At 58.5% G+C, this 12109-nt stretch carries 7 protein-coding genes; 2 read left to right on the top strand and 5 right to left on the bottom strand.

The window, feature by feature from the left end; all coding sequences use genetic code 11:
* Positions 1 to 207: 207 nt before the first annotated feature.
* A complete protein-coding gene (locus Q1A00_RS03180) occupies positions 208 to 2592 on the bottom strand; it encodes a hypothetical protein (RefSeq protein ID WP_298401789.1) in 2385 nt (794 codons plus the stop codon).
* A gap of 105 nt (positions 2593 to 2697) precedes the next feature.
* Here Q1A00_RS03180 and Q1A00_RS03175 point away from each other — a divergent pair, with 105 nt between their 5' ends.
* The gene (locus tag Q1A00_RS03175; protein WP_299755212.1) at positions 2698 to 5835 is read left to right on the top strand and encodes a hypothetical protein; all 3138 of its coding nucleotides are present in this window, start codon (positions 2698 to 2700) and stop codon (positions 5833 to 5835) included.
* A gap of 2 nt (positions 5836 to 5837) precedes the next feature.
* Here the strand turns inward: Q1A00_RS03175 and Q1A00_RS03170 are convergent, their stop codons facing one another.
* From Q1A00_RS03170 to Q1A00_RS03155, 4 genes are all read right to left on the bottom strand, one after another.
* Positions 5838 to 7151, bottom strand: coding sequence for a nitrate/sulfonate/bicarbonate ABC transporter ATP-binding protein (locus Q1A00_RS03170; RefSeq protein ID WP_298401795.1), 1314 nt, complete (start codon positions 7149 to 7151; stop codon positions 5838 to 5840).
* Between the two features lie 22 nt (positions 7152 to 7173).
* Positions 7174 to 8892: an ABC transporter permease subunit gene (locus tag Q1A00_RS03165; protein ID WP_298401798.1), complete on the bottom strand. Its 1719-nt coding sequence runs from the start codon at positions 8890 to 8892 to the stop codon at positions 7174 to 7176.
* A 116-nt stretch (positions 8893 to 9008) separates the two neighbouring features.
* Positions 9009 to 10358 carry a magnesium transporter gene (gene mgtE / locus Q1A00_RS03160; protein WP_299755209.1) on the bottom strand — a complete coding sequence of 450 codons (1350 nt, stop codon included), beginning with the start codon at positions 10356 to 10358 and terminating at the stop codon, positions 9009 to 9011.
* A gap of 351 nt (positions 10359 to 10709) precedes the next feature.
* Positions 10710 to 11480, bottom strand: coding sequence for a CAP domain-containing protein (locus Q1A00_RS03155; RefSeq protein WP_298401802.1), 771 nt, complete (start codon positions 11478 to 11480; stop codon positions 10710 to 10712).
* A 420-nt stretch (positions 11481 to 11900) separates the two neighbouring features.
* Here Q1A00_RS03155 and Q1A00_RS03150 point away from each other — a divergent pair, with 420 nt between their 5' ends.
* On the top strand, positions 11901 to 12077 hold the full coding sequence (locus Q1A00_RS03150; RefSeq protein ID WP_298482552.1) for a hypothetical protein: 177 nt from the start codon (positions 11901 to 11903) through the stop codon (positions 12075 to 12077).
* Positions 12078 to 12109: the final 32 nt, after the last annotated feature.

Here is a 12109-nt window from a genome sequence, read left to right as displayed (position 1 = left end):
GGGAACCCTTCCCCTCGTGGGAGCGGAGACCCTTCCCCCCCCTCTCCCCTCGTGGGAGCGGAGACCCTTCCCCCCCTCTCCCCTTGTGGGAGAGGGGGCAGGGGGGTGAGGGGAACCCTCCCCTTGTGGGAGAGGGGGCAGGGGGGTGAGGGGGGATGAGAGAACCCTTCCCCCCTCTTGTGAGAGCATTCACCTTTCGCCCCTTCCTCAATTCCCCTGTACCGGCGAAATGCTGATCCGATACACCCACAACCACAGCGCACTACCGAGCGACAACGCCAGCGTCGCCAGCACAAAAACTCGGCCCGCCCACCGTTCCCACAGCCGGTCAGCCATGATCGCCCATGCAAGACAGATTACCGGAATGAGGTAGAACAGTTGCTTATCGACCATCGAAATCCGGTAGCCGGCTAATAAAAACAGCAGCGCTACCGTCCCCCACGCCGAAATCACCAGCCAGAGCAGGGGTTTCGTCCGCATCGCCCAGTACCCCGGAATGAAGAAGATCAACGGGATGGCCAAGCCGTAGTAGAGATAATGGTTCGGCCAAATGTGATAGCCAAGGTGTGGTACAAACGACCATAGATATTCGTGGAAGGGCGGTCGCGAGACACCAACTGTCTCTGGCCCGCGAGTGAAGACGGTCATCATATAGGGAATAGTCCGTTCCACAATCGGTTGGAAATACTGGCCATAGTAGATAGCGATCGCCAAGCCGATTGCCGCCCCCGCCGCTACCCATAGCGGTTTGAGGCCCCGCAGCAGCTCGCGCCACTCCGGCCCGCGCCGAGCATTCACCCAGATCAGGACGGTCAAGATAACCAAAAACACGCCGGTAAAGACACCGGTAACGGTGTAGACAAGGAAGGCTAACACGAACAGCGGCACAACCCAGAGCTGGATCTGCCACTCACCCAGCCGATCCCACGCCAGCAAGATGGTCGTCTGCACTAGCAGATTGAGCCACAAGCCGGCAGCGGTCGGCACATTGCCCCAGATATGCAGCAAATAGGTCACCGGCAGGACGGCGTATGTCACTGCTGCCAACAGCGCCACCCGCTGGCTGAAACCCGCCTTAAGCGCAATCGCCGCGATCAGCACCACCCGCGACATATCCATGAGCAGGCTCACAAAGTTAGCCGTCAGCTCCATTGGCCATGGAAAGATGGCATAACTCGTCGCTAAAATATGGAACCACGGTGAATAGGGAATCACCGGCGGATTACGCCCCCACTCCGCTACCGGCATCGTCGTCTCGTTGAGCGGGCTATTGACGCTGTAGTAGAGCGGCAGCGCACCATCGTAGATAATGCGCCGCGCCTTATCCATGTGCCAAAAAACGTCGATCCCAACGTAGTAGGGGTAGAGCATGCCAATCGCCTTGAGCCAGAACCCAACCAGAAAGACGATCAGGAGCGCCGCCGTGAACTCAGACGGCACGCGAGCGCCGGTCTGGCCCAGCAGCCAGCGGGTGAGCGGGCGCATCGCAACCGTCACCAGCAGGCTGAGCAAGGTCACCGCCGCCAACCGGTCGATCATCTGCCCGCTGGGGAAACGGTAGACGACGATCGCCCAACCAGCCGCTATGATCGCCAGCGTCAAACCCACCGCCGCCCAGCCAGTAGCATCGAGATACCAGCGCCGCTTGATATCAACCGTGAGCAACGCCAGACAAGCAAACATCCCCAGTACGATAAACAGCCCAAGCCCCAGTGCCACTGGTGGCGCAAACGTTGCCAGCATGGGACTGGCTGCCGGCCCAACCGAGACATCGGCCACTAGCATACCCAAAGGGCGCGGATCGCGGAACGGATCGGCTTGCAGGGTCAGATTCAGATCGCCTCCATTCATCACCGCTGCTGGAATGAGAAGCTGGATGCGCCGCAACCGCGCTTGTTCCGGCAACCGCGCTAGCTCAACGCCGTTGGCGCTGAGCCGCGCATTGACCGGCGAACCGTCGGGATGGGCGACCACCGCATCAAGTCGCACAATCCAGTTGCCCTGCCCCAAACGTGGGAAGACAATCTGGCTCTCATCAGTGCTCCAACGGTAAGTACGGGCCGGTGCCAACTCAACCGCTAGTGGCACGCCCGACGGCGGTGCTTCGCCACCGACCAACGGCGATACCAGCTCGAAAGTGAGCGTCGGCGCAGCAGCGATCTGAGCCGGGATTTTAACCAACATCTCTGTCCCGCTGCGGCGCGGCATCTCTAAACGCACGCCATTCACCGCCGCCGCCGACTCGCGTTGCAGAATGATCGGATCAGCTTCCGGACGGGCAATGATCCGCGCCAACCAAACCCCGTTGCGCCCGCCGGGAACCGTTGCAGTAGCAGCGCCTGCCGGCCACTCGAAGCGCTCATACGCACCAGCGGCATCGATCTCGCGCGCGTTGAAGTTCACTAGAAAAGCGCCATCGCGGTTTTCGCCAATATCAACGGTCACTACTGGCCGGACTGCGTACCCGGCAACTAAGGTCACAACTGTGATCATCGCCAACCAGAGCGCCGGGATCGTCACACCGGGCAACCGGCGCGCTTGGCTGCCAGCGGCTACTCGCAGATTTATTCGCTTGATGAGAGAAGAAGCCATCGTTATGTATATCCACTTGGCTGAATGACGTTTTCGCCGTCGCCGCATTGTACCATGCAAAGGCTATGCTATAATCACGCGCGGCATCGATCGCCGGAAACGAGCATGGCACAGATTATTGTCGGTATTCTACTTTTACCAATTATTATCTATGCGCCGGGATGGGCACTGGCGCGAGCGATCCCGCAACTTGACGCCAACGATGGCCTTGAACGCCATTTCGAGCACTGCTTGATCGGCGCGCTCTGGAGTGGCTGGCTAGCATTGGTGTTGGCCGGTTTCGGCATCTTTTCACTCTGGCTCCACCTAGGCATCACGCTGGCGGTGAGCGCCGGCTTGATCTGGCTGGGGCGACGGCATTCCACGCTGCGCCCTGCCGTTCCGCGCCCTACCGTGCGCGGCTACTGGGTATGGTTCGTAACACTGTTGGGGCTAGCGCTATTGGTTGCCCGACCCTTTGAAGTTATTCTGGGGGTACGCGACGCCGGCGTCTACGCAGTTACAGGGTTTGCCATAGCTCGCACCGGCAGCATCGTTCAACACGATGCTGTCGTCGCCGAGCTAGGCCAAGCGGCACAGAGCAGCGATCCGGCTATCCGCGAGCCAGCGGAACAGGCGATTAGCAATGTTATGATCGCTCAAGCCCGCGATCGCTATATCGCCACTCGCCTGCGCGCCGCCGGTTTTTTGATTAACGAAGGCGAGCTGGCCCAAGGTCGGATTGTGCCGCAGGGTTTTCACCTCTTTCCGGCGTGGATCGGGTTGCTTACCGCTGCCGGCGGTCCACTGTTCGGTCTCTTTGCTACCGGTTTGCTCGGCTTGCTCGGCGTGTGGAGCGTAGGCATGATCGGGCGCCGCCTCGCCGGGCCATGGGTCGGTTGGCTGGGAATGGTTCTGCTCGGTCTTAATGCGGTGCAGGTCTGGTTTTCCCGCTATTCGACCGCCGAAACCACGGCCCAGTTTCTGACGTGGGGCGGGCTGTATTTGTTTGCAAAGTTCAACGACCGCAATGTGCCATTCCGTGCGCGAGTGGCGTATGCGCTGCTGGCTGGGATTGCGTTTGGACAGGTGGCGTTGGCCCGGATCGATTTCTTTCTGCTTGCCCCGGCAATGCTCTACCTCGGCTATTGCTGGCTGAGCCGCCGTTGGCAACGCACGCAAACTGCGTTGGCGCTGGGTATGCTGGCGATGCTGATCCATGCCGCTCTGCACATTACCTTCATTGCTCGCGCCTATTTCTTCGATACCGGCTTTGCTCGCTTTCAAGATTTCGCCCTGACCTCATTGATCGCGCTGCCTTTCCTCACCCCCGCCGTGCGTGAGTCGTACTTTACCTCGCGGTTTAGCTCGCTCGCCGATCCGTGGCGGATCTGGATCGAGCTGGCGCTGGTGGCGATTGCGATCACCGGCTTGATTCTGCTCCGCCGCAGTGGCTGGGTATTGCAGCTCGAACACTGGTTGGTTTCCCGCCGGCAACGCTGGCAGAACGTAATCGCGCTCGGTTTGTTGCTCTTGGCCGGTTGGGCCTATTTCGTGCGCCCGCAGATTATTGATGCCGATCTGCTCTTTAATACTCGCGGCGGCTGGAATGACCCACTTACCCGCGATCCGGCGCTGGTCGCCGGCGATGTGCGTAGCGGTGTGATGACGCCTACCGAGGCGCGCTTGCAAGCCGGTGTGGTCTTGACTGGCCGGCCTTGGGAAGCTGAGCCTGATCTCGCCGCGACCGCCGCCCTGCGCGCCGAGCTGGCCGCCACACGCGGCCCATGGCAGGGGCCGTTCTCAAACCAGACCCTCAACTGGCTGCGTATTCAAGGTTATGTCGGTGCACCGATCCGCTTACCGCTTGTGCTCTACTATCAGGAATATCGCGGCATGAGTTGGTGGCAGCGGATGCTGGCCGACCCTAGCACTTTCACCAGCGATCCGGCCCCCGTCCAACCAAAAGAGCTGATTCCACTGGCCGGCTTGGTGCGGGTGGGATGGTATCTGTCGCCGCTCGGCTTGGTGTTGGCGGTGATCGGGTTCGCCCTCTGGTGGCGGCGCGGCCTGACCGCAGCGAGTTGGTTGATGCTTGCGGTTGGCTTTCTCGGCAGTTTCTTTTATCTCCGCCAGACCTACGGTACTTCCGAGCAAACCTACATTTATATTCTGCGCCGGTTTGTGCCGATCGCTTACCCGATCTTTGCCTTAAGCGCGGCGTATGCGCTCGCCGCTTTAGCCGGCGCGTGGCAATTCCGCCCGCTGGCCGCGCGCTGGCGGCAAGGGTTGGCGGCTGGTCTCGCCGGGCTGCTGCTGCTCTTCCTCGGTTGGACGGGACGCTACTACTTTGCCCATACTGAGTACGCCGGCGCGTTGGCACAAGTCGAAACGATTGCCAAACGCTTCACTCCCGAACGCGATATTGTGCTGTTGCGCGGCGGTGCGCCGATCTACAGCGATTCACGCGATATTCCTGACTTAGTGTCAACGCCGTTGCGCTTTGCCCACCACATTGATGCATTTACGGTCAAGAGTGTTTCCACTGCGCCTTACGCTGCGCTGCTCGCCGAACAGGTGAAGTACTGGCAAGCCGCCGGACGCACCGTTTATCTGATGTTGAGCGCGAGCGGTGCCAATCTCGCTTTACCCGGCTTCCGGCTGACCTTCATTGATGAGGTGACGCTCGATCTAGCCGAGTTCGAGCAACTGACCGACCAGAAGCCGCAGAATGTTGCACGCCTGATTCTACCGTTCACCATCTACCGGCTCGATCCGGTCGCGTCGCCGACGGTTGATGCCGCAGCGCCGCCGCTCACGCCAACCTCGTTCGCTGCGCAGGTTAGTGGTTTCTACCGGCCCGAACAGAGTAAGGATGGTTGGCAGTACAGTTGGAGTAACGGCGAGGCGGTTATCCGCTTACCTTGGCCGGCAGGCGCGACCAAACAGACGGTGACCATCGAAGTGGCCGGCGGCTTGCGCCCCGCCCACCTCGGCGAGGCGACGCTCTGCGTTGGCGCGCAGGCTGAAGACACGTTGTGGCCAACTACCAGCGCGCCTATCGTCGCATTAGGATGCCATCAGGTTGGCCAAGACCCATCCATCGTCCGCATTACCATCGATCCGGCCCAAGTGCCGCCTGTCGCCAGCGGCGCGCTGTTGCTCAGAATCACCGGCCCAGCGTGGATCCCGGCTAACGAAGACCCCCGCCTGACCGACCGGCGCGTGTTGCACGTGCAGATTGGACGGCTGGGGGTGGAGTAAGCTTACTTTTCTGTGACTGCCGGCGTTTCAAGGAAGAATCTTCCTTCGGCGTCATCGTATGCAAATAGCTCAGCGTAGCGCCCCCATTCCAGCGCAATGTCGAGTTGCCGTTCGGCCACCTCGGACGGAAATTCCGGTTCAAGTGCAGTGAGCAAGACCTCCCAACGCAACGATTGATTGTCAGCGGCGGCGATCATGCGCAGCATCCAGCGGAAGAAGGGTAACCGCCGCAACCGTGAAGCAAAAATCTCTTTGCGGGTTTGGATGCTGGCTTCGGCAAACGCTTCCCCCAACGGCGTCAGGATCAGATTGCCGCTCTCAACCCGTGCAAAACCGAGCAGCTCGGCAGCCTCGATCAGCGGTAGCATCTGGTCGAGGTCTAAGCCTAGTTCATCTTGCAGTTTCGCCAGCGGATCGCGCTCGTCGTCGGTTGCATTGGCCTGTTCGAGCAGACCGGCCAGCGCTGTTACCGATGCCGCTGGCAGCAAGCGCGTTTGCCCGTTTTGGCCCGGCTCGGTGCCGTACTCAATCGCTTCGGATTGGGTTTGCCCGGCCAGCACCGCGTATACCCGCGCCACCAAGGCGGCAAACGCATCGGATTTGCGATCACGCGGGTGGGGCAAGTTCACCGGCACTTCGGCCACAATCCGGCCCGGATTTTTGTCCATCACCACAATTCGGTCAGCCATAAAGACCGCCTCTTCGATGTTGTGGCTGACCATCAACACCGCCCGAATCTTCAAGCTGCCGCCCGTCCACAATTCCAGCACTTCGCCGCGCAGCGTCTCGGCGCTCAGCACATCGAGCGCGCTAAACGGCTCGTCAAGACAGAGCAGCTCTGGGTCAACCGCCAACGCGCGCGCGATGCCAACCTTTTGCCGCATCCCACCCGACAGCTCGCGCGGGTAGGCTTGCTCGAAACCGTCAAGGCCGACTAGATCGATCAATTCCACCGCCCGCCGGTGCGCTTCCGCTTCAGAGGCCCCCCGCGCTTTTAACGCCACCGCGACATTTTCCTCCACCGTCAGCCATGGAAAGAGGGCAAAGGTCTGGAAGACGATTGTCGCATACGGATTCACTCCCTCTAGCGCCTTGCCCCGATAGCGCACCAACCCCTCGCTGGGCCGGTTGAGACCGGTGATGATCCGCAAGAGCGTGCTCTTGCCGCAACCCGACGGGCCGAGCAGGGCCATAAATTCGCCTTCGGCAATCGTCAGGTTAATATCCTGAATAGCGGTAAACTGGCGCTCGCCCCGCCCGTAGCGTTGCGATACCCCCATCAATTCCACCAGCGGTTTTGGCTGTGCCTGCAGCATACGGTTGCTCCCTAACTATCAATTACTCCATGCGATACTTTGTCTCGGCTAGCCGGTACAGCCGCCGCCAAACCAGCCGGTTGATCGCGACCACCACGATGATCATCGCCAAAGTCGCGGCAAACAGGCCGGCAAAATCACCATTCGCCGTCGCTGCCGCAATCTGCGCCCCAATCCCGATCGTCTGGTAGGTCTGCTGGTTAAAGACCACGTACTCGGCCACAATGCTGGCATTCCACGCCCCGCCGCTGGCTGTGATTAGACCGGTGATGAGATAGGGAAACAGACCGGGCAAAATCAGCGTGCGCCACCGTTCCCAACCGTGGAGTTGCAGCAGATCACTCGTAAAGCGTAAATCTTGTGGAATTGCCGCCGCACCGGCAATGACATTGAAAAGAACGTACCATTGTGTACCCAGCATCATCAAGACGACCGCAGCAAGATTCAGCCCGCCGGGCAGCGCAAGAAAGACTAACACCAACACTGGAAAGAGAGCCGTCGCCGGCACCGACGCGGCGATTTGCACGATTGGCTGCAAGATTGCCGCCGCCCGCGGGCGCGTGCCGATGAACACTCCTACCGGTACCGTCCAGAGCAGGGCAATGGCCATCGCTGTCGCTACTCGCACCATCGTTGCGCCCACGCTCAGCCCAATTTCGCCCCATTGCGCTAGCGGCACACTCAGCAGTAAGTTGCTTCCAACCCAGCCACCCCAGCCAACTAAGACCACACTAACCGCTACTAGCACCCATTCCCACCACGAACGCCGGATCGAGACGCTGAGGTAGGGATCGGGCGCTGGCCGCCGGCTCAGCCGGCGCATAATCAACCGATCGATGGCTCCCGCCAAGCTGCTTACCCAGCTAGCTACCACCGACTGCCGGATCAAATCGTAGAACCATGACTGTGACTCTTCGTCATCCCGTTCGATCATTTCCAACCGGAACTGGCTGGCCCACGCCAGCAGCGGTCGCCAAACAAACTGGTCAAGGATGACAATTACTGCCACCAGCGTCAAGATGCCCCACCCAATCGCAGCCAGATCACCGGCGTTAGCGGCGGTTTGCAAAAACGCGCCCAACCCCGGCAGGCGGAAATCGCGATCACCCAGCGTAAAGATCTCGGCAGCCATGAGGAAAAACCAACCGCCGGCCCAACTCATCATACTATTCCAGACGAGTGCCAGTGCGCCGAAGGGAAATTCGAGCGTGGTAAACCGTTGCCAGCGCGAGAAGCGAAAGATACTGCTCGCTTCCCGTAGCTCACGCGGGATGGTGGTGAGTGACTGGTACCACGCAAAGGTCATATTCCAGACTTGGCTGGTGAAGATGAGCACCACGGCAGTTAATTCTACTGCTAGCGTTTCCGGTAGCACCGTACTTAGGCTGAGCAAGACTACCGGCAGAAATGACAGGATTGGTACGCTCTGCAAGACATCGAGTAGCGGGATCAGCACCCGCTCGGCCCGCCCATTGTAGGCCGCGATGTAGCCGTAGATCATCGTAAACAAAAACGACAGCGCATAGGCCAAGGCCATCCGTCCTACCGAACGCAAAGAGTAAAACGGCAACGCGCTCAGCGAGAGGTCGATCTCCGGCCCCTGCACCGTCTCTGGCGCGCTTTCGGCTGCGCCAATCACCAACGCCAACAACCCGACCAGCACTAGCAGCAACCAAACATCGGCTCGCGTTAAGATCGATTGGGCCGGCGGCGCGGGCGTAAAGGTTCGTGGTTTGAACATGGTCAGATACCGCTCACTTCAGATCAAGAAAACTTCGCAATGCATGGTTTTCACGTGCCCTGCTCAAGCGACCTCGCTACCTCTAAACTTTAGCGTTTGGGTATCTCTGCCGCTTGTCATAGACCCAACAGCCATGTCGCAATAGAAAAATAGATCAGTACACCACCAATATCTGCCAACGAAGTGACTAGTGGGCCGCTAGCCGCAGCCGGATCAAACCCTAACCGCCTCAATATGAAAGGCAGCGACATACCGACCAAGCTTCCCATCAGAACTACTACCAACATCGTCAACGAGACAATTCCGGCTACTTCCCAGCCGACCCGGATTACGCCCAATAACCCAACCGCAATTGCCATTGCACCGCCTAACAGTACTGCCACAAGCAACTCTTTCGTCAGCAAACGCCACCAGTCACCCTCCTCAATGTCGCCGGTTGCAAATGCGCGCACGGTCAACGTTGCTGACTGTGAACCGGCATTGCCGGCACTGTCTATCAACAACGGTAAAAAGAAGACAAGTGCAATCACAGCAGCAATAGTCTCTTCGTATGCTGCGATCACTGCCCCTGAAAAGACGTTCACGAAGACCAATCCCACCAGCCACGGTACTCGTTTCTGAACCAACTCAATGACCGGTATCTCAAGATAATTGCCGCGGAGCGGCTCGACTGCCGCACTGCGGTGGAAGTCTTCAGTTACTTCTTCCTCGGCAACATCGATCAAGTCATCGAAGGTGACAATCCCTACCAACACCCCATCAGAATCGACCACTGGTAACGCTGGTAAGCTGTAGCGTCGCAACGCTTCCACTGCCCGCTCGCGGTCATCGAATGCTGACAATGCAACGTAGCTCTCGTCCATGAGGCTCCGCACGGTCTGGGTTGGCTCGGCAAGAATAAAGCGATGCAATTCAATCGCATCGAGCAGTCGCCATTGCTCATCGGTGACGTAAATGATGTCAATCGTTTCGCTATCGCGGCCGCGTAACCGAATATGCTCAAGTGCGCGCGCAATCGTCCAATTCGGCCGCACGGCGACATAATCCGGTGTCATTAAGCGACCGACGCTCTCTTCGGGATAGCCGAGCAATTGTCGCGCCTCACGCAGATCTTCGGGGCTGAGCAGGTTGAGTAGCTTTTGTGTGACCTGCCCGGGTAGCTCTTCAAACAATTGGGTACGGTCGTCGGGGCTGAGGTTGGCAAGCAGCAAGCGCGTCTCATCCAAACTCAGACTGGTCAGTAGTTCGTATTGATCATCATGTTCGAGGTAGGAAAAGACTTCGCCTGCCAATGAACGTGGCAGCACGCGGAAGACGAGCATTCGCTCAGCGGCGGAGAGTTCGAGCAGCAGATCGGCGATCTCAGGCGCTGGCCAGCGTGAGAGTTGCTCGCGCAGATCGAGCCAGCGCTGTTCAGCAATGAGTGCCTGTACCTCATCGAAGCGAGGAGTTGGGAATGTGGTCATTGTCACCCCCTGCGCATCTTGACAGCGGCAAAGGGGCGACAACCGCAACGCAAACACAGAAAACCCCGGCGGGTAAGACCTCACCGGGGTGCGTTGCAATGATTAGGCTGCAAGCCTATTCATGCCGGCGCAACATACCGATGAGGCCGGTGTATGCGTTGATTGTTATCACCACACATTGCCGCTGACGAGAATAACTACTATCCATAGCGGTTCCGTTCCTCATCGTATCCCACCGGTGCCTAATAGGCTTCACTACTATACGCCTGAATCGGGGATTTGTCAATCGTGATCAAAGGCTAGGGGCAATGTGGTGCATTGCCCACGCCGAGCAGCAATCCCCCGATAGCGCTATCGCGCTACCAACGGCACAAACAACCGGTGCGGGCCAATCAAGATAATCGTGTCACTATTGCGGTAGACGGTTGTGCCGTTTCGTATCTCAACGAAGACCGTGCGCTCGCCACCACCATCGAGTAGTGTCCAATTGTAGGCGGATTGATACGGCATCCACTCTGTCCAGTTGATGCTGTCATTGCTCAGCCGCATTTGTTGCGCCCAGCCGGTGCCATAGATGTAGAGGTTGACATTCGGTGTTGTCGTTACTGCTGCCTCGCCGTTGATCACAACCGGGTAGGTATTCCAGCGACAACCAAAGGTCTGCGACCAGAAGTGCTTATAGGTGGCCGCGCTCTGATAGGTGTAGCCGGCGCCCATCTCGCAGAGGCCGGCGCGCAGGATGTTGTCGCGATGACCAGCGCTACCCATCCAGCCATTCATAACCGCCTCTGACGTTGCATACCCCGCCGCCAGATTCTCGGCGGCCAGTGAATAGGTGTAACCGAAAGCGGGAAACCGCTGGCCGATATTGCGCCCGAGGCTATCAGTGTGCGATAGTGTGTTACGGCTGGCATTGTCTTGCGTAATCCAATCGGCGGCGGCTTGTAGGTTATCGTTGCGCTTGAGCGGTGGCAGGTTATGAGCCATCCGGATCTGGTTGGTCAATTCGATTATTTGTTGGCGAACGTCGGTTTGCGCCGCAAGCGGCGGCGCCGGCGCCGCTATGGTTGCGCACCCTAGGCTGAGGAGAAGCAGAAGGGCAACTGTGTATTGAGCACGCATACGATCCTCGCGCGACTGAGTTGTGCTAGATCTGTGTAATGTAGTGTAATGGGAACCCCCTGTTCTCACCAGAGAGAAATCAGTCCTACTCTCTTCATCTCGACCGGCGCAGCCGCTCTATCTGCCAATGCCACACAATAGATAGATGCCTTGTCACTGCTCGACAGCCAAACATCTTCGATCACGCTGTCTTTTTGACAATTGCCAGCGGTATTGTATCATTAGCTTACCATCCCCCTTGTCCCATTTCAACAATCGCATCATGAACCTTTTCTTGTATCCGTTACAGGACAACGCAGCTTCATGACGCTGTTTTTAGCTAGAACAATCACTACCATGCTGATGTAACTGCCACCGACCAGATACGTCTCGCCATCACAGTTTCCACCATCCACCAGTTAGAAAGGCTTGCTCACAACAATGAAACTGCTCAAAAACGTCTATGGAGTTGTGGGTGTGATCATCTTTGTCTTTATCTTTGCAATGGGGATCTGGCTCGAATTTGGCTGGCGTGATTCGCTGCTGGCGGCAGCAGCTTTGACGGTGGTCGGGTTGGTATTGGAGTGGCTGCGGAATACGTTTGGGTTGCATCTCTAAATGAATCACGATGGCAACCGGAAGCGGGCCAC

It is taken from the genome of uncultured Chloroflexus sp. (assembly GCF_938091255.1).
Lineage (GTDB): Bacteria > Chloroflexota > Chloroflexia > Chloroflexales > Chloroflexaceae > Chloroflexus.
Note: the sequence above shows the minus strand (reverse complement) of the source record. Positions and strands in the feature narration are given on the sequence as shown.